Raw genomic sequence first — 19,355 nt, forward strand, 5'->3', positions numbered from 1 at the left:
CTCATCCAACGCTGATGATCTTGGCGATTCTTGCTACTGGCAGGCTGCGCAGCCTGACTTCTCTGGCGGCGTGCTTGCGCCCTGATGGAACAACCATGCATATACCCACAGAGCTTACACAACCATGATGGATGACACGTGTTCCAACGCGGGGAGGCGCTCGTTAAGCAGTGCCGCTCGATTGCTATTTGCGCTACTTGTAATGTGTGTGGCGCTGGGTTTGATTTACGGCGGTTGCAAACTATTGGCACTGGGCGGGTCAAGTTACTACCTGCTGGCGGGGCTTGCCTACGCCGTGCTGGCCGTAGCCGTGTGCTTGCGCAAGCGTATCAGTATTGTACTTTCGATCCTGATATTCCTGGCCACCTGCGCCTGGGCATTTTACGAAGTGGGGCAACTTAGTTACTGGCCACTGCTGCCGCGTCTGGTGGTCCCGGCCATCATCCTGACCCTGAGCCTGTGGGTGGGCGCTGCACTGCCCACTACCTCTTCGCGCACACGCCGAACCGCCAATCGCTCCGGGTTTGCCCTGTTGCTGGCATTGATCGCCACGTTCATCGCCGCCTTCTTCCCACATGGCGGCATCTCGAACCCCATCGCAGCAGGTAGCCTGACAACCCCAGACGCTGCCTCCACAGCCCCGGAAAACTGGGAGTTCTTCGGGCGCAGCGCCTCGGGCACGCGCTTCGCGCCCTACACGCAAATCACCCCGGAAAACGTCAAGGACCTGCAAGTTGCCTGGACCTACCGGACCGGCCGCAGAACCAGCGGCCCAGGTGCGGGTGTCGACGAGAACACGCCATTGCAGATCGGCAACGTCCTGTACTCGTGCACGCCGGAAAACCTGATCACCGCGCTTGATGGCGATACCGGCAAACCTCTCTGGAAGTTCGACCCTCACGCCAAAAGCGAAGAGCACGTGACCTGCCGTGGCGTGGGCTATTACGACATCGACCGGGACGACAGCCTCAGCGCCGAGGTAAAAGCCTCTCACGCCAGCGAGCAGCAATGCCGCCAGCGCATCCTGGTATCGTCGGTCGATGCCCGGCTGTTTGCCCTGGATGCACACACCGGCACCCTTTGCCCCAACTTCGGCGAGGACGGTTACGTTGACCTCAAGAAGGGCATGGGGCCAACGGAAAACAGCAAGCGCTACCACCCGACGTCTCTGCCTGTGGTCATGGGCCACCTCACGGTGGTGGGTGGCTGGGTACGTGACATCGTGGCCGGCGAGCCTTCTGGTGCCGTGCGTGCATTCGATGTGCTGAGCGGTTCGTTGGTATGGGCCTGGGATGTCGGTGCGCCTGAGGGCACCGACACTGCGGCGGCTGACCATCAGTTCGCGCTTGAAACACCTAACGTATGGACCATTCCCACCTACGACAAAGAACTGAATCTGGTCTACCTGCCTACCGGCAATGGCCCACCTGACTATTGGGGTGGCGACCGTAACCAGGTGAAAGAAAAGTTCGGCACAGCCATTGTCGCGGTCGATGCATCGACGGGTAAGGCCAAGTGGGTTTTCCAGACTGTCCATCATGATGTCTGGGACTACGACCTGCCTTCGCAACCCGTGCTGTACGAGATGAAAAACGCCCAAGGCACCAAGACCCCGGTGCTGATCCAGACCACCAAGACCGGCCATATCTTCGTGCTGGATCGCCGCACTGGCCAGCCGGTCACTGAAGTTCAGGAGCGCCCTGTTCCCACTTCACCGGCCGCAGAAGGCGAACACCTGTCACCGACCCAGCCGTACTCGGCGGGTATGCCCGTCATTGGCGCGGACCCGCTGACCGAGCAATCGATGTGGGGTGTGTCCACTTTCGACCAGCTCTACTGCCGGATCATGTTCAAGGACTCGGTGTATGTCGGCCCGTTCACACCGCCCTCTGAAAAGCCGTACATCGAATGGCCAGGGCTGTTGGGTGGCATGAACTGGGGTGGCATTTCTATTGATGAAAACACCGGCATGATGTTCGTCAACGACATGCGCATGCCACTGCGCATGTCGTTGGTAACCCAGGAAAACACCCGCAAGTACAAAGTGTCGACCGATGAGGTGCCTGGCTTCATGGGCACTATTCGGCCGCAGGTCGCGGGCATCTATGGCGGTGTGAAGATCGACATCCTCCAGTCGCCGCTGGGCGTACCGTGCAATACGCCACCGTTTGGCAGCATGAGCGCGATTGACCTCAACACCCAGAAACTGGTGTGGCAGGTGCCACTGGGCACGGTTCAGGATACCGGCCCACTGGGCATCAAGACGCACCTGCAGATCCCTTTGGGTATGCCGACACTCGGCGGCCCTACTTCGACGGCATCCGGCCTGGTGTTCTTCGCGGGCACCCAGGACTACTACCTGCGTGGGCTCGACTCGGCAACCGGCAAAGAAGTGTGGAAGGCCCGCTTGCCAGTAGGTGCCGTAGCAGCGCCGCTGATCTACAAGTCCCCCACGACCGGCAAGCAGTATGTGGTGATTTCCGCTGGCGGCATGAGCCACTCGCCAGATGTGGGCGATTACATCATCGCTTACGCATTGCCTGACGGCAGCAAGCCGTAACGGCTCTGGTGCACTACGAAAAATCCCCGCTCGCGGGGATTTTTTTTCCCGCCAGTCAGCCCATCACGCAAAAGCCAGAACTGTTCAACGACTTCTCAAGCAAGGAACCCGCGCAAAATGTCATTACCCCTCCGCGCCGTGCTGGCCGGCAGCCTGTGCAGCGGTTTATCGCTTTGCCTTCTGCCACTGCCCTGCGCATTGGCCGATACTGCCCACCTGATGACCCAACCTACACTCACCGGTAACTGGGGCGGGCAGCGTCAGAGGCTGGAAGACCAGGGTATCAAGCTGACGGGCGACTACACCTCGGAAACCATTTCCAACCTGCATGGCGGTATCAAACGCGGTACTCGCTATGCACAACAGATACGTTTGGGCGCTCAGTTTGATTTGAGCAAACTGCTCGACACCCCAGATGCCGGGCGCGTGCAAGTACTGCTCAACGATCGTCGCGGCCACAGCGCCACCGAAGACCTGATTGGCAACCGCATGTCCGCGCAAGAGGTCTACGGGGGCGAATATACGCGGCTGACCGAGTTGAGTTACCAGCGCACGCTGTTCTCGCCCGACCTGTCCACCAAGCTCGGTTACATGGTCATGGGCACCGATTTCGGCGGCATGCCGATCCTGGCCAACTTTGTCAGTGCAGGCTTTTGTGCGCATCCGCTGACCATGTCCAGCGGCAGTGGCTGGGGCAACTACCCGACCGCACATTGGGGGGGCGAGTTGCGCTATGACGTCAACCCGTCGCTGACGCTGCAAACGGCACTGTTCCAGGTCAACCCGGGGTACAACGCGCGCGTCTCCAAAGCGTTCGCTATGCCCAGCAACGGCACGACGGGCGCTATCTTGCCGCTGGAGGCGATCATCAATAACCGTGCATTTCTCAATGGCCAATACAAAGTTGGCTGGTACTACGACACGTCCGATTACGCCAAGATTGGCGGCACCGGCAAAAGCAGCAGCCGTACTGGCGCTTACCTGCTGGTGGATCAGGCGATCTGGCGCGACGAGCAAGACCCGGCCAGTGTGCTGAGGTTGTTCGGGCAAGCAGCCACCAGCAACGCCGCGACTTCGCCAATGCGCCGCTGGTACTCGCTGGGTCTGGTTAAACAAAAGCCGTTTGCCAGCCGCCCGCAAGACTCCATTTCCTTTGGCTATGGCCGCGCCGTTATCAACCCGCGCACGCGGGGTGTGCAGGAAGCTGCTGCAGCCTACCCAGAAGACGCTGCCGTCATTACCGGGCTCGATAGCGGGGAGCAAGTACTGGAACTCAACTACGGTGCGCAAGTAACACCGTGGCTACTGCTGCGCCCGGACGTGCAGTACTACATCGAACCTGGGGCTTTCTTTGGCAAGCAAAGAGGCAATGCGCTAGCGGCTGGGTTGCAGGTGAAGATGACGTTTTAATCGTCAACCTTCGGACCCAACCTAGGACTGATACGGGTGCGAAAAACCCGAAAAGCAGAAAGCCGCGCAGTGCGCGGCTTTGAGTTTGGTGGGCCCACACGGACTCGAACCGTGGACCAAAGGATTATGAGTCCTCTGCTCTAACCAACTGAGCTATAGGCCCTCAGAGGTGGCCGGATTATAACGAGGGTTTTGAAAGGGTGCCATCCGAAAGATCGGTTAGTGCTATACGAAGAAACGCCGCAGCGAATTCCTCCGCCGGCAGGGGCAGGCTTACGATGTAGCCCTGGATCTGCTCGCAGCCTTCGGCGGCCAGGAAGCGCTGTTGGGCCTGGTTCTCCACGCCTTCGGCAATGATGGTGAACTGCATGCTGCGGCCCAGGGCAATGATTGCGCGGGCGATGGCGGCGTCGTGGGGGTCCTCGGGCAGGCCGCGGATGAACGACTTGTCGATCTTGAGGATGTCCAGCGGCAGGCGTTTGAGGTAGCTGAGCGACGAATAGCCGGTGCCGAAATCGTCGATGGCCAATTGCACGCCCAGTTTTTTCAACTGGTGCAGCACGGCCAGGGCTTCCTCGGCCTGGCTCATGATGAAGTTCTCGGTGATCTCCAACTGCAGGTCACCCGCCTTCAGTTGATAGGTCTTGAGCAACTGTTCGATGCGCCGCGCCAGGTGCGGGTGACGCAGTTGGGCGCCGGCCAGGTTGATCGACAGGGGGCCGAAGTCTTCGTAGTGCATCTTCCAGAGGTGCATCTGCCGGCAGGCCTGCTCCAGCACCCAGTCGCCCAACTGAAGAATGGTGCCGTTCTCTTCTGCCAGGTGAATGAAATGCTCTGGCGGCACCTCGCCAAAGGTCGGGTGGCTCCAGCGGATCAGCGCTTCGGCACCGACCAGGCTCTGGGTCTTGAGGCTGAGCTTGGGCTGGAAGCACAGGCTCATCTCGTTGCGCTCGACGGCGCGGCGCAACTCATGTTCGAGGGCGATGCGTTCGCTGGCCTGGGCGGTGAGGTCGCGGGTGTAGGCTTCTACACGGTTGCGGCCTTTGGCCTTGGAGCGGTACATGGCAGCGTCGGCATTGCGAATCAGCGTCGAGACGTCGCTGCCGTCCTGGGGGTACAGGCTGATGCCGATGCTGGCGCTGGTGAAGAACTCGTGCTCGCCGGCCTGGAACGGCGCGCTGAAGCAGGCCAGCAACTTGCCGGCGATGCTGTTGGCGTCGCTGGGCCTGTGCAGGCCGGGCAGAAGGATGATGAACTCGTCACCGCCCAGGCGGGCCACGGTGTCGACGTCACGCACCTGCTCTTTCAGGCGCTGGGCGATACCCTTGAGCAACAGGTCGCCGACCGGGTGGCCAAGGCTGTCGTTGATGTGCTTGAAGCGGTCGAGGTCGAGGAACAGGACCGCGCCCTGGCGGTTGGAGACCTGGGCGCAGGTGAGCACCGCCTGCAGGCGATTCTCGAACAACGCGCGGTTGGGCAGGCCGGTCAGTGGGTCGTGGTGGGCCTGGTAGTCGAGCTTGGCCTGGGCGTGCTTGAGGCTGGAGATGTCGGCGAACACGGCGACGAAGTGGGTGATTTCATGCTCGCTGTTGCGCACCGCGCTGATGGTCAGCCAGCCAGGGTAGAACTCGCCATTCTTGCGCCTGTTGTAGATCTCGCCCTGCCAATGGCCCTCGGCGGTCAGTTGGTGCCACATGGCGGCATAGAAGGCGCTGTCGTGCTGGCCAGAGGCAAGCAGGCGTGGGGTCTGGCCGAGCGCTTCGATCTCGCTGTAGCCCGTGATTTCGCTGAAGGCGCGGTTGACCGCGCTGATGCGCTGGTCGATATCGGTGATCAGCACGCCCTCGGCGGTGTTCTCGAACACGGTAGCGGCCAGTTGCAGTTTTTCCTGCATCAGGTGGCGCTCGGTGATATCGCGGGCGATGGTCAGCATGCAGTCGACACCGCCGATCGGCAGGGGCCGGGCAGACAGCTCGCACAGGCGGATCTGCCCATCGCTGCGGCGGATGTGGCAGCTGAAATCTCGCACGAAGCCATCACGCTTGAGTTGGTCGACCAGGCGCTTGCGTTCGTTCAGGTCAACCCAGATGCCGAGGTCGAGGGAGGTCTGGTCGATGCTCGGGTTCAGGTCATAGCCGGTGAGGCGGCAGAAGCCCTCGTTCACTTCAATCAGCAGCCCATCACTCTGGCGTGACAGCAGCAGGCCATCGGGCGAGGCGTGGAACGCCTTGGCGAACTTCTCTTCCGAGGTTTGCAGTTGCTCCTGGGTTTCCTTGAGCTGGCTGATGTCGCGCACGGCCACCACCAGCGCCGGGGTGCCATCGAGTTCGAAGGTTTCTGCCGAGGTCAGGCCCGTGAACAGCTGGCCGTTGCTGCGCCGGAAGCTCATTTCGAGGTTGCGGATGCCGCCTTGGTGCAGGCGTTCGAGCAAACGTGGGCCGCTGCCTTCTACGGCCCACAGGTCCAGCTCGGTGGCGGTGCGGCCGATGACTTGGCCCGGGGTCAGGCCGATCTGCTCCTCGAAGGCCTCGTTGACCTCCAGCAGGCAGCCGTCGCTGTGGCGGGCGATCAGCAGGATGTCCGGGCACTGCTGGAACACCGAGGCGAATTTCTGCTCCGACAGGCGCAGGGCATCCTCGGTGCGTTTGGTCTCGCTGATGTCGATCATCAGCCCGCGCATCACCGGCCGATGCCCATGCTCGATCAGGCTGACGATGTTGCGCACCCAGAGCGGTTGGCCATCGGCGCGGATCACCCGGTAGTCGAGGCTGTGATCACGCCTGGCGGCGGTCTCGCTGTCGCAGTAGGCCTGGGCCCAGAGCGCGTCCTCGGGGTGCAGGATGCTGCGCCAGAAGCCCTGTTTGAGCCAATCATGCAGCGGGTAGCCGAGCAGGTCCTCGGCGTGGGGCGAGACATAGCTGTAGGTAAAGTCGTTGGCGTCCGCCTCCCAAGCGATTGCCGACAGGCTTTCGACCAGGCCGCGGTAGTGATACTCGCTGCTGCGCAGTTCTTGTTCCAGGGCGATGCGACGGGAAATTTCCGAGCTGAGCCGACGGTTGATACGAATGACTACTGCGAGAATCGCCACCAGTAGCAGCACTGCAGGCAAGCCATAGATGAGCATGTCGGACCAGAACATGCGCTGGTCCACCACGTTGCCGACCCAGCGCTGCTGAATATGGCTGACTTCGGCGCTGGTCATGTCGGCCATGACCTTATCGAGAATGCCCACCAGCACTTTGTTATCCCGCGGTGCGGCCATGGCCAGCTGGTAGCGGTAGGGCGTTTCGCCGCTGACGTAGAGGCCGTCGAGCTTGAGCTGGCGCAAGCTCCAGATGCTCGAGGCGAGGTCGCCGACTACGGCATCGACCTCGTCTGTGGCCAGGGCTTGCAGCGTTGAACTGACATTGGGCATGGCCACCAGGTTGAGGTCCGGGTGGTGGGTGCGCAGTAGTTCGTGTGGGGCGTAATCCTCGACCACGGCGATTTTCAGGCCGTACAGGTCTTTCAATGAACGGGGTTGTGCACCGCCTTTGTGGGCAAGGATGACAATGGGGAAGTCGAGGTAGGGGCGGGTGAAGGCCAGATAACCCTGACGCTCTGGGGTCGACATGATGCCGGGGAGCAGGTCGAGCTTGCCATCGCGCACTTGCGCCAATACCTCGGTCCAGCTCTTTGGCTCGACCGGTTTTAGCGTCACACCCAGGCGTTCCTGGATCATGGCGATGTAGTCGGCGGCCAATCCCTGGTACCGGCCCTCCTGGTCGCGAAACTCGAACGGTGGCCAAGAGGCGTCTACGCCCAGGCTCAACTGCGGGTGGGCAGCCAGCCAGGCTTTTTCCTCGTCTGTCAGGGTCAGGGCGCCGGCCGTTGTGGTCCACAGAATCAGGAGCAGCAACAGGATGGCCGGCATCAGGGGCATAGCGGCCTCGCGATCAGAGTGTCTGACGACGAGTGTAGACCGGCATTCAGGGGGATGTGGGGCGGAAGTCGGGCATTGTGTTGCAGCCGGGGCCGTAAAAGAAAAACCCCGGCCTGGGCCGGGGTTTGTCATCACTCGTCGAGGAAGGAGCGCAGATGCTCGCTGCGAGTTGGGTGGCGCAATTTGCGCAACGCCTTCGCCTCGATCTGACGGATCCGTTCACGGGTCACGTCGAACTGCTTGCCCACCTCTTCGAGGGTGTGGTCGGTGTTCATGTCGATGCCGAAGCGCATACGCAGCACTTTGGCTTCGCGGGCGGTCAGGCCCGAGAGCACGTCGCGGGTGGCTTCCTTGAGGCTTTCGACCGTGGCTACATCGATCGGGGACTGCATGGTCGAGTCCTCGATGAAGTCGCCCAGGTGCGAGTCTTCGTCGTCACCGATCGGGGTTTCCATGGAGATCGGCTCTTTGGCGATCTTCAGTACCTTGCGGATCTTGTCCTCAGGCATTTCCATGCGCTCGCCCAGCTCTTCCGGGGTCGGTTCACGACCCATTTCCTGCAACATCTGCCGGGAAATACGGTTGAGCTTGTTGATCGTCTCGATCATGTGCACCGGAATACGGATGGTGCGCGCCTGGTCGGCGATCGAGCGGGTGATCGCCTGGCGAATCCACCAGGTGGCATATGTCGAGAACTTGTAGCCGCGACGGTATTCGAACTTGTCCACCGCTTTCATCAAGCCGATGTTGCCTTCCTGGATCAGATCGAGGAACTGCAGGCCACGGTTGGTGTACTTCTTGGCGATGGAGATCACCAGACGCAGGTTCGCCTCGACCATTTCTTTCTTGGCGCGGCGGGCCTTGGCTTCACCGATCGACATGCGACGGTTGATTTCCTTGATCTCGGCGACGGTCAGGCCAGTCTCGGTCTCAAGGTCGATCAGCTTCTGTTGGCAAGCGACGATGGCAGCGTCTTTTTCACCCAGGGCGGCAGCCCACTTGGTGCTACGCTTGGCCAGGTCACCGCTCCAGGTCTGGTCGGTTTCGTTGCTTGGGAACATGCGCAGGAAGTCGGCACGCGGCATGCGGGCGTCACGGACGCACAGTTGCATGATGGCGCGTTCTTGCTGACGCAGGCGGCTCAGTGCATCACGCACGCGCTCGACCAGTACCTCGAACTGCTTGGGTACCAGCTTGATCGGCATGAACAGGTCAGCCAGGGCCTGAAGGGCCGCGATGCTTTCCTTGGCGCTGCGACCGCTCTTCTTCAGCACCTTGTTGGTGACTTGAAGCTGATCGGCAACGGCACCGAAACGCTGAGCTGCTACGACGGGGTCCGGGCCACTTTCGGCCTCTTCCTCGTCATCGCTCTCTTCGCTTTCTTCTTCGTCGTCTGTTTCTTCCTTGGTAGCCGCGGCCTTGGCGCCTGGAACAGGCACTTCTTCGGTCGGGGCAGCGATGTTGTCATCAGGGTCGATGTAACCGCTGAGCACATCGGACAGACGGCCACCTTCGGTGGTGACACGATCGTATTCGCTGAGAATGTAGTCGACAGTACCCGGGAAGTGAGCGATGGCGCCCATGACTTCACGGATGCCTTCCTCGATACGCTTGGCGATTTCGATCTCGCCTTCGCGGGTCAGCAGCTCGACAGTACCCATTTCACGCATGTACATGCGCACCGGGTCGGTCGTGCGGCCGATATCGGTTTCAACTGCCGCCAACGCAGCAGCGGCTTCTTCGGCCGCGGCTTCGTCGGTGTCGGCTTCCGCCAACAGAAGGGCATCCGCATCCGGAGCACTCTCGAATACGTTGATCCCCATGTCGTTGATCATGCGGATGATGTCTTCCACCTGTTCAGGATCTGAAATATCCTCAGGCAGGTGGTCGTTGACCTCCGCGTAAGTCAGGTAGCCCTGCTCACGACCGCGGGTGATCAACTCTTTGATACGAGACTGCTGTTGCGCTTTTCCGGACATAACACCCTATCCACTGAAGGTCTTGGCGGGCAAAAAACAAGCCGAGGATTATACCCGAGCATGGGCCTCACGCGCCAGATGAGGTCGGCGTTTGTGCGGGAACATTCCTGCTAAGCAGGGCGAGAAGCTGAGATTTTTCCTCACTGCTCAACTCGCTTTGACGTGCTTTCCTGAGCAGATGTTCCAGGCTGCGCTCGCGTTGGCGGGCGGACAAGCTAGTTATAGTGTCGAAAAACTGTTGTTCAAGGTTGTCGGCCACGATCAGCCATTCCTTCTCAGCCAATGCCCGCAGTAAACGGCCCTGTTCGGTGCCGTGCCAGCGTGCAATCAGCTGCATTGAGCTTAGCCCAGGATTCTTCTGCGCGGCTTCGATCAATGCCACCAGCAACTGGCTGTAGAGGTGCTCTTCGTCGGCGAAGTGGCTGGCATCTTCCACCTTTCCGGCCAGCAGCGGGTGGTGCAGCAGGGTGCGCAGGGCGGCCAGCGTAGGCGGCTCCACGGGGGCTGGCGTGCGCGGTGGCGCCTCATCGCGTTGCTGCCAGGGCTTGCCGCCTTTGCGGTTTTTGTCCCAGGGCTTGTCGCTCCACGGTTTCTTGCCGCCACCCTTGTTCGGCTTCCATTGCTGCTCTTGCTGCGCCGGGGCGTAGTCGTGCTGCGGCATGTCGCCGAAGTCCGGGGTGTAGCTGGCCATGGCGTCGTAGTCATAGCCCGGGTCGTAGTCCGGTACGCTGCTGTTGGCAGCCGGCTGTTGGGCCAGTTGCTCTACTTGCTGCGGGTCGAGGCCGGTAATTTCTTTCAGGCGGTTACGCATCAGCTGGCGCAGGTTGGCGCCCGGGATTTTTTCGACCAGCGGTGCAGCCAGGGTGGCCAGATGCGCTTTGCCTTCCAGCGAGCGCGGGTCGGCCTCAATGCTCAATTGCTCGAAAAAGTAATCCGCCAGTGGCTGGGCGTGCTGGTTGATGCGTGCCATGAAGGCGTCGGTGCCTTCGGCGCGCACCAGGCTGTCCGGGTCTTCGCCTTCGGGCAGGAACAAAAAGCGTGCGCGGCGGCCGTCCTGCAGCGCCGACAGGGTCGACTCCAGTGCGCGCCAGGCGGCTTTGCGCCCGGCTTGGTCGCCGTCAAAACAGAACAATACGCTGGGCACCACACGGAACAGGCGCTTGAGGTGTTCTTCGCTGGTGGCGGTGCCGAGGGTGGCGACGGCATTGCGCAGGCCTTGCTGGGCCAGTGCGATAACGTCCATGTAGCCCTCGACGACAATGATTTCATCGAGGTTGCGGTTGTGCTTGCGTGCCTCGTAAAGCCCGTAGAGCTCTTGGCCCTTGTGGAAAACCGGGGTTTCCGGGGAGTTGAGGTACTTGGGCTTGTCGTCCCCCAGCACGCGGCCACCGAAGGCGATCACCCGGCCACGGCTGTCGCGGATCGGGAACATCACACGGTCGCGGAAGCGGTCATAGCGCTTGCCGCTCTCGGCGTTCTCGATCAGCAGGCCGGCGTCGATCATCACCTTTTGCTGCAGGCTGTCGGCGCCCAGGTGCTTGAGCAGGTTGTCCCAGCCTGGCGGGGCAAAGCCCAGGCCGAAGTCGCGGGCAATCTCACCGGACAGGCCGCGCCCCTTGAGGTAATCCACCGCCGCCTTGCGGGTCGGGTGGCTGCGCAGGGCCTGGCGATAGAATTCGGTGGCAGCATCCAGTAGCGGGTACAGCGGCGAATCTGTCGGCTGGCGTGGCTTCTGCGCGCGCCGGCCTTCCTCGCGTGGCACTTCCATGCCGGCGGCACGGGCCAGCTCCTCGACTGCCTGGGGGAAGTCCAGGTTGTCGTGGTCCATGACGAAGCCAAGGGCGTTGCCGCCGGCGCCGCAGCCGAAGCAGTAGTAGAACTGCTTGTCGGGGCTGACCGTGAAGGAAGGGGTTTTTTCCTTGTGGAACGGGCAGCAGGCGGAGTAGTTCTTGCCGGTTTTTTTCAGCTGGACGCGCGAACTCACCACGTCGACAATGTCGAGGCGGTTGATAAGGTCGTCAATGAAACTCTGGGGAATCAGCCCGGCCATGGCAGTCTCGTCATCTGGCAACTGGCAAGTCTAATCGCTCACGCGCCGGTTGGGGCGAATGCTGCAAGGGGAAGTGCGAGGGAGGTATGTGCTCGTCGCCAGCCAATGAAGGCTCGTCAGACAGGACGTGCACGCCTGGTCAAGGACCAGCTCTGACGTTTCAGGCAGGTTGCCCTGCTGCAGTTCGCATGACGCGAGTGCGTAGGGGCCTTGAGCTAGCTGCCCAAGTTTGAAGCAATTGTGTAGCAACCGCTGCCATCGGCCCGGCGGTGAGCCGGGCAGGGCAGAAGCTTTGCGTAGAACGTCTGTATTAGTACAGACGAACGGCGCGGCGCTGTTCGCGCTGAACTTTCTTGGCGTGACGCTTAACAGCGGCAGCTGCTTTACGCTTACGCTCTGCGGTCGGCTTCTCGTAAAACTCGCGGCTACGAACTTCAGCCAGTACACCGGCTTTTTCGCAGGAGCGCTTGAAACGACGCAGAGCTACGTCGAAGGGTTCGTTCTCTTTAACTTTGACGGCTGGCATCCAGGGCTACCTTAATTCATTACCGGGGTAGACGTGCTCCTGGCAAAACAAAGGTGTGCTGGAGAACGTCGGTTTTCAAGGGTTGCGGATGTTAACCCTTAGCTGGCCGGAATGCAAAGCCTCTGATCGAAAACCGCTGGTCGGCACCCGACACGGCGACTATCATGCGCGGCTTCGAATTCAGCCCCCACAAGGGACGAACCCATGCTAGTACTGGGATTGGAAACATCCTGCGACGAAACTGGCGTCGCATTATATGACAGCGAACGCGGCTTGTTGGCCGACGCGCTGTTCAGCCAGATCGACCTGCACCGCGTGTTCGGCGGTGTGGTCCCCGAGCTTGCCTCACGCGATCACGTCAAGCGCATGCTGCCGCTGATCCGCCAGGTGCTGGACGAGGCTGGCTGCGTGGCCACCGAGATCGACGCCATCGCCTACACCGCGGGTCCTGGGCTGGTCGGCGCGTTGCTGGTCGGGGCTTCCTGCGCCCAGGCGCTGGCGTTTGCCTGGGACATTCCGGCCATTGGTGTGCACCACATGGAAGGCCATCTTCTGGCGCCCATGCTGGAAGAAACCCCACCCGAATTCCCGTTCGTCGCTTTGTTGGTGTCGGGCGGCCATACCCAGCTGGTACGGGTCGATGGCATCGGCCATTACCAACTGTTGGGCGAGAGCCTGGATGACGCGGCCGGTGAGGCCTTCGACAAAACCGCCAAGCTGATCGGCCTGAACTACCCAGGCGGCCCTGAAATCGCCCGGCTGGCCGAGCAGGGCGTACCGGGGCGCTTTGTCTTCCCGCGGCCGATGACCGATCGCCCAGGCCTGGAATTCAGTTTCAGCGGCCTCAAGACGTTCGCCCTGAACACCTGGCAGCAATGCCGCGATGCTGGCGACGACGGTGAGCAAACCCGTTGCGACGTGTCCCTGGCATTCCAGCAGGCGGTGGTGGAGACTTTGACCATCAAGTGCAAGCGGGCCCTGAAGCAGACTGGCCTGAAGCGGCTGGTGATCGCCGGTGGCGTCAGCGCCAACAAGGCTTTGCGCGCGTCCCTCGAGGACATGCTGGGCAGCATGAAGGGCAACGTGTACTACGCGCGCCCGCAGTTCTGCACCGACAACGGCGCCATGATCGCCTATGCCGGCTGCCAGCGCCTGTTGGCGGGGCAGCAGCAGGACCTGGCGATCAGTGTGCAGGCGCGTTGGCCGATGGAGCAGTTACCGCCGGTCTGAAAGGTGTCAGAAGTGGCGTTCGCGCCCGGCGAACAGGTCGCGCAGGTTGTTGCGATGACGCCAGACGATCATCACCGTGAGTACGCTGATCGGTAGCAAGGCCTCTGGCTCGCGCCAGGCGAGCAGGGGCAGGGTCAGCGGCGTGGCGATCAGCGCCGCCAGCGAGCTGGTGCGGGTGAGGTAGAAGGTCAGTAGCCAGGCGGCGATGGCCAGCAGTGCGGCTGGGAAGTACAGGGCCATGAGCAGGCCGGCGGCAGTCGCCACGCCCTTGCCGCCCTGGAAGCGAAAGTACAGCGGGAACAGGTGGCCCAGCACCGCGCATACGCCAACCCAGGCCTGTGCGTGCAGGTCGAGCCCGGCAAGGCGGGCGAGCAATACTGGCAACAAGCCCTTGCACAGGTCGCCAAGCAGGGTCAGGATCGCCAGCTTGCGGCCTGCCAGGCGTAGCATGTTGGTGGCCCCGGCATTGCCCGAACCGCTGGAACGGGGGTCCGGGCTACCGAACAGGCGGCTGAGGACGATGGCGAAGGACAGCGAGCCGAGCAGGTAGGCGAGCAGCGCCAATAACCAAAACATGCTAACTATTCCGGGCGAGGACGCCCTGATTCTAACGGCGCCAGTCGCCCTTGTCGTGCTGTGGAGAGAAGTGCTTGGACAGAGTGTTCATCGAAGGCCTGGAAGTCGATACCGTCATCGGTGCCTATGACTGGGAGCGGGATATTCGCCAGTGCTTGCGCCTGGACCTGAGTTTCGCCTGGGATAACCGCCCGGCAGCGGCCGGCGACGATCTCAGCCTGGCGCTGGACTACGCCAGTGTTTCGGCGCGTATCCAGGCATTTTCCGAGCAGGCGCGCTTCGAACTGGTGGAAACCTTCGCCGAGCGCCTGGTCGCGGTGCTGATGGAAGAATTCCAGATCCCGTGGGTGCGGCTGAAACTGACCAAGCCAGGCGCGGTCCCCGCTGCCCGTGGCGGTGTTGGCGTGGAGATCGAGCGCGGATGTCTCTGAACACGGTTTATCTGGGCCTGGGCAGCAACATCGACCGCGAGGCGCACCTGTGCGCGGGTCTCGATGCCTTGGCGGGCATCCTCACCGACATGCGTTGTTCGCCGGCGTTCGAGAGCCAGGCGGTGGGTATCAAGAGTGGCCCGTTCATCAACTTCGTGGTGACCGGCAAGACCGATCTGCCACTGTTGGAGCTGGACCGCCGGCTCAAGTTCATCGAAGCCGACAACGGCCGCTACGCGCCCGAGCGCAAAGGGCTGCCGCTGGATATCGACGTGTTGATGTATGACGACCTGCACGGCACGTTCGATGGGTTGGTGCTGCCGCGGGCCGAGATTCTGAAAAACGCGTTCGTGTTGTGGCCATTGTCGCTCTTGGCGCCCGAGCTGGTGCACCCTGGGGTGGGCAAGCCCATGGCGCAGGTGTGGCAGGAGGCGCGGATTGATCAGGTGCTGGCCCCGGTCGCCTTCGAGTGGCGAGGGTTGCAGCTGACGCCGGCCTGAGCCTTGCCCTTTCGGTGCCTTGCCGGGCCTCTTCGCGGTGCCCGGCAATCGCGAAATCAGCCTTCTGCAGCGCCTTTGTAGGCCGTCAGCGCCTTTAACCGCTCACCTTTAAGCGACTCGCCCAACGCCTGCCCGGTCAGCCCAGCCTGCACCAGCGGCTTCACATCCACAGCCCTTGCCGCCGCCGCTGCCCCTCGCAGGTAGTCAGCCTGTGGATAAGCCAGATTGCCCTGGCGCGCGCGCGCATCCATCTCGCAGGCGCTGATGAAGTCGTCGAAACGCTGTGGCCGCCGATACACATCGAACTTCTGCAACAGCTCCAGCAATGCCGTGGGCGGCAACTCAAGGGCCTGGTTGCATTGAGACAGGCACTCACCCACCAGTATGGCCAGCTCCTGGCAGTCTCGCGGCGCCTTGAAGCGCTGGCTGACCGCCTTGATCGTTGCTGGCTGCAGCTCGCGCAGCAGGCAAGCCCAGCGCACATGCAGTGGTTGATCATGCTGCGCGGCCTGCTCCAGGCCCGCCAAGGCGTGGGGGCTATCCTCAAGCTCTGGCAACAGTGCCTGCAAGGCATCGCAAGCGCGCAAGACCTCGAAGAACACCTGGGGTTGCGGCTCCATCAGCGCGCGCTCGATCTCTTTCCAGCTGCGTTCGGCGGTGAGCGCCTGCAGTTCGCCAGAGGCACTGATCTGACGCATCAGCGCCAGGGTTTCGTCAGCCACCTTGAAGCCCAGTGGCGCGTAGCGTGCGGCAAAGCGGGCAACCCTGAGTACCCGCAGGGGGTCTTCGGCGAACGCGGGGGATACGTGGCGTAAAAGGCGCCTTTCGAGGTCCTCTTTGCCGTGATAGGGGTCGTAAAGCGTGCCGTCGTCGTCCTCCGCCATCGCATTGATGGTCAGGTCGCGGCGGATCAGGTCTTCTTCGAGGGTGACGTCGGGGCTGGCATGGAAGGTAAACCCGCCATAGCCACGGCCACTTTTGCGCTCGGTGCGCGCCAGGGCGTATTCCTCACCGCTTCGGGGGTGAATGAACACCGGGAAATCAGCGCCTACCGGGCAGTAGCCCAGGGCCTGCATCTGTTCGACGGTGGCGCCAACCACCAGCCAGTCGATGTCGCTGACGGGGCGCCCGAGCAAGCGGTCGCGCACGGCGCCGCCAACTTTGTAGATGTGCATGTACAGCCTCCATAACTGCCCACAGGATAACCTGTTGGCAGTTATGCGGGGGCGTCGCTGCTAGAGGTGGTGGATGACGGCCAGGTCCATGCGGCCATAGTCGGCGCTTTCGCCATGCTCACCGCGCGGAGGCATGTGATGGGTCTTCATGACCTGGTCGCCTTGTACGGTCTCCAGGTGAATGTCGAAGCCCCACAGGCGGTGCAGGTGCTTGAGCACTTCCTCGGTCGAGTCGCCCAGCGGTTTGCGGTTGTGTTGTTGGTGGCGCAGGGTCAGCGAGCGGTCGCCGCGGCGGTCGATGCTCCAGATCTGTACGTTGGGTTCACGGTTGCCCAGGTTGTATTGGGCCGCCAGTTGTTCGCGGATGAACCGGTACCCTGCCTCGTCATGGATAGCGGGTACCAGCAGGTCATCACGCTGGTCGTCGTCAAGAATGCTGAACAGCTTGAGGTCGCGGATCACCTTGGGCGACAGGTACTGCAGGATGAAGCTCTCGTCCTTGAAGCTGCTCATGGCGAACTTGATGGTCGAGAGCCAGTCGCTGCCGGCAATGTCGGGGAACCAGTGGCGATCTTCTTCGGTTGGGTTTTCGCAGATGCGGCGGATGTCGGTGTACATCGCAAAGCCGAGTGCATAGGGGTTGATGCCGTTGTAGTACGGGCTGTCGAAACCTGGCTGGAACACCACGCTGGTGTGCGACTGCAGGAACTCCATGATGAAACCGTCGGTGACCAGGCCCTCGTCGTACAGGTCGTTCATCAGCGTGTAGTGCCAGAAGGTGGCCCACCCTTCGTTCATCACCTGGGTCTGGCGCTGCGGATAGAAGTACTGCGCTATCTTGCGCACGATGCGCACCACTTCGCGCTGCCAGGGTTCGAGCAGGGGGGCGTGCTTTTCGATGAAGTACAGGATGTTTTCCTGAGGTTCGGCGGGGAAGCGCGCATCATCACGCTCACCACCCTTCTCCGCGCCCTTGGGGATGGTGCGCCACAGGTCGTTGATCTGCCGTTGCAGGTGCTCTTCACGCTCCTTCTGCCGGCGCCGCTCCTCCTCGGCAGAAATGGGGTAGGGGCGCTTGTAGCGGTCGACACCGTAATTCATCAGCGCGTGGCAGGAGTCGATGAGGTCTTCGACGGCATCGATGCCGTGGCGCTCTTCACACTGGGCGATGTACTGCTTGGCAAACACCAGGTAGTCGATGATCGAACTGGCATCGGTCCAGGTGCGGAACAGGTAGTTGCCCTTGAAAAAGCTGTTGTGGCCATAGCAGGCATGGGCGATCACCAGTGCCTGCATGCACATGGTGTTTTCTTCCATCAGGTAGGCGATGCACGGGTCGGAGTTGATCACGATCTCGTACGCCAGGCCCATCTGGCCCCTACTGTAGGACTTTTCGGTACTGAGGAACTGCTTGCCATAGGACCAGTGGTGGTAGCCCAGCGGCATGCCTACCGAGGCATAGGCATCCATCATCTGTTCGGCGGTAATCACTTCGATCTGGTTGGGATAGGTGTCCAGGGCGTAACGCTCGGCCAGGCGGCTGATTTCCCGGTCGTAGGTCTGGATCAGGTCGAACGTCCATTCGGACCCGGTGGAAATAGGTTGGCGTTTCTGAGCTCTGGCGGTCATGTGGCTAACCTGCGCTGGAAGAGTTCACGGAAGACCGGGTAGATGTCGCCGGCCGATACCAACTGCTGCTGGGCGAACGTGTCGGGAAAGCCTTCGCCGATTCGCTCGTACTCGTACCACAGCGCCTGATGCTCACGGGGGGTGATCTCGACGTAAGTGTAGTACTGCACGTGCGGCATGATCTGCTTGGAGAGGATCTCGCGGCAGATCGGCGAGTCGTCGTTCCAGTTGTCGCCGTCGGAGGCCTGGGCGGCATAGATGTTCCAGTCACTGGCCGGGTAGCGCTCGGCCATGATTTCCTGCATCAGCTTGAGCGCGCTGGAGACGATGGTGCCGCCGGTCTCCCGCGAATAGAAGAACTCTTCCTCGTCCACTTCCCGCGCACTGGTGTGATGGCGGATGAAGACCACTTCGATGCGGTCGTAATTACGCTTGAGGAACAGGTACAGGAGGATGAAGAAGCGCTTGGCGATGTCCTTGGTGGCCTGGGTCATGGAGCCGGAGACGTCCATCAGGCAGAACATCACCGCTTTCGAACTGGGGTTGGGCTGCTTGACCAGCAGGTTGTACTTGAGGTCGAAGGTGTCGAGGAAGGGCAGGCGGTTGATGCGTGCCTTGAGCCGTTCGATTTCTTGCTCGACTTCCTGGATGTCGGTGAAGTTGTCAGGTTCCTCGACCTTCAGGCGGTCGAGTTCTTTCTGCGCTTCGCGCAACAAGGCACGGCTGCTGCCGGTCAGGGCAATACGCCGGGCATGGGCCGAACGCAGGGTGCGAACGATGTTGATGCGTGATGGGTTGCCTTCGTTAGCAATACCGGCACGTACAGTCTTGAAGGTGTCGGCACCGGTCAGGTGGCGTTTGACCAGGTTGGGCAGTTCGAGGTCTTCGAACATGAATTCGAGAAACTCTTCCTGGGTGATCTGGAAGACGAACTCATCCATGCCCTCGCCAGAGTTGCCGGCCTTGCCGCGGCCACCGCCGCCGCCGCCACCCTGGGGCCTGGGGATGTGTTCGCCGGCGGTGAATTCCTTGTTGCCAGGGTGCACGATGGTCTGCTTGCCGCCACGACCGTGGTGCAACACCGGTTCATCGATGTCCCGTCCCGGAATGCTGATCTGCTCGCCATGCTCCATGTCCATGATGGAGCGGCGGCTCACGGCCTCTTCGACGGCCTTTTTGATGTGCTCACGGTAGCGCCGCAGAAAACGCTGGCGGTTGACCGTGCTCTTGTTCTTGCCGTTCAGGCGTCGGTCGATTACGTAGCTCATGGTCCCTCCGGTGACTGGATGCAGCTACAAGCCACGAGCTTCAAGCTGCAAGAAAGAGCAGCCACCGCGGCTGCAAGCTGTGGCGTAGACAGAAGCGCC

At 61.6% G+C, this 19,355-nt stretch carries 13 protein-coding genes and 1 tRNA gene; 5 read left to right on the plus strand and 9 right to left on the minus strand.

Features of this window, described 5'->3' with window-relative positions:
* The first annotated feature begins 127 nt into the window (after positions 1-127).
* The gene (locus HU766_RS15910) at positions 128-2,560 is read left to right on the plus strand and encodes a membrane-bound PQQ-dependent dehydrogenase, glucose/quinate/shikimate family (protein WP_186658756.1); all 2,433 of its coding nucleotides are present in this window, start codon (positions 128-130) and stop codon (positions 2,558-2,560) included.
* Positions 2,561-2,677: 117 nt separating this feature from the next.
* The gene (locus HU766_RS15915; protein WP_186658687.1) at positions 2,678-3,970 is read left to right on the plus strand and encodes a carbohydrate porin; all 1,293 of its coding nucleotides are present in this window, start codon (positions 2,678-2,680) and stop codon (positions 3,968-3,970) included.
* Between the two features lie 86 nt (positions 3,971-4,056).
* Here the strand turns inward: HU766_RS15915 and HU766_RS15920 are convergent.
* From HU766_RS15920 to rpsU, 5 genes are all read right to left on the minus strand, one after another.
* A tRNA-Ile gene (locus HU766_RS15920) sits at positions 4,057-4,133 on the minus strand.
* A 15-nt stretch (positions 4,134-4,148) separates the two neighbouring features.
* Complete coding sequence (locus HU766_RS15925; RefSeq protein ID WP_186658690.1) at positions 4,149-7,892, minus strand: EAL domain-containing protein; 3,744 nt, start codon at positions 7,890-7,892, stop codon at positions 4,149-4,151.
* 131 nt (positions 7,893-8,023) lie between these two features.
* Positions 8,024-9,871 (minus strand): RNA polymerase sigma factor RpoD, encoded by a 1,848-nt coding sequence (gene rpoD, locus HU766_RS15930; protein ID WP_033703065.1) that lies wholly within the window; start codon positions 9,869-9,871, stop codon positions 8,024-8,026.
* A 67-nt stretch (positions 9,872-9,938) separates the two neighbouring features.
* Positions 9,939-11,921, minus strand: coding sequence for a DNA primase (gene dnaG / locus HU766_RS15935; protein WP_186658693.1), 1,983 nt, complete (start codon positions 11,919-11,921; stop codon positions 9,939-9,941).
* Between the two features lie 310 nt (positions 11,922-12,231).
* Positions 12,232-12,447: a 30S ribosomal protein S21 gene (gene rpsU / locus HU766_RS15940; protein ID WP_003255575.1), complete on the minus strand. Its 216-nt coding sequence runs from the start codon at positions 12,445-12,447 to the stop codon at positions 12,232-12,234.
* 204 nt (positions 12,448-12,651) lie between these two features.
* Here rpsU and tsaD point away from each other — a divergent pair, with 204 nt between their 5' ends.
* On the plus strand, positions 12,652-13,677 hold the full coding sequence (tsaD, locus tag HU766_RS15945) for a tRNA (adenosine(37)-N6)-threonylcarbamoyltransferase complex transferase subunit TsaD (protein WP_047583864.1): 1,026 nt from the start codon (positions 12,652-12,654) through the stop codon (positions 13,675-13,677).
* Positions 13,678-13,683: 6 nt separating this feature from the next.
* Here the strand turns inward: tsaD and plsY are convergent, their stop codons facing one another.
* Positions 13,684-14,253 (minus strand): glycerol-3-phosphate 1-O-acyltransferase PlsY, encoded by a 570-nt coding sequence (gene plsY, locus HU766_RS15950; protein ID WP_033703062.1) that lies wholly within the window; start codon positions 14,251-14,253, stop codon positions 13,684-13,686.
* Between the two features lie 74 nt (positions 14,254-14,327).
* Between plsY and folB the strand changes: the two genes are divergently transcribed.
* Together folB and folK are read left to right on the plus strand one after the other, a co-directional pair.
* Positions 14,328-14,684: a dihydroneopterin aldolase gene (gene folB, locus HU766_RS15955; protein WP_033703061.1), complete on the plus strand. Its 357-nt coding sequence runs from the start codon at positions 14,328-14,330 to the stop codon at positions 14,682-14,684.
* Entirely contained in the window at positions 14,675-15,184 is a 510-nt protein-coding gene (gene folK, locus HU766_RS15960; RefSeq protein WP_186658696.1) for a 2-amino-4-hydroxy-6-hydroxymethyldihydropteridine diphosphokinase, read from the plus strand. The genes folB and folK overlap by 10 nt, the downstream gene beginning before the upstream one ends.
* 56 nt (positions 15,185-15,240) lie before the next feature.
* Here the strand turns inward: folK and HU766_RS15965 are convergent, their stop codons facing one another.
* Genes HU766_RS15965 through HU766_RS15975 form a run of 3 tightly spaced genes read right to left on the minus strand, consistent with a single transcriptional unit; the run spans position 15,241 to position 19,256 of the window.
* Positions 15,241-16,359 (minus strand): multifunctional CCA addition/repair protein, encoded by a 1,119-nt coding sequence (locus HU766_RS15965; protein ID WP_186658699.1) that lies wholly within the window; start codon positions 16,357-16,359, stop codon positions 15,241-15,243.
* A 60-nt stretch (positions 16,360-16,419) separates the two neighbouring features.
* Positions 16,420-17,988: a SpoVR family protein gene (locus tag HU766_RS15970; RefSeq protein WP_033703057.1), complete on the minus strand. Its 1,569-nt coding sequence runs from the start codon at positions 17,986-17,988 to the stop codon at positions 16,420-16,422.
* Complete coding sequence (locus tag HU766_RS15975) at positions 17,985-19,256, minus strand: YeaH/YhbH family protein (RefSeq protein WP_033703056.1); 1,272 nt, start codon at positions 19,254-19,256, stop codon at positions 17,985-17,987. The genes HU766_RS15970 and HU766_RS15975 overlap by 4 nt, the downstream gene beginning before the upstream one ends.
* Positions 19,257-19,355: the final 99 nt, after the last annotated feature.

This window comes from Pseudomonas sp. SWRI77 (genome assembly GCF_014269105.1).
Taxonomy (GTDB): Bacteria; Pseudomonadota; Gammaproteobacteria; order Pseudomonadales; family Pseudomonadaceae; genus Aquipseudomonas; species Aquipseudomonas capeferrum.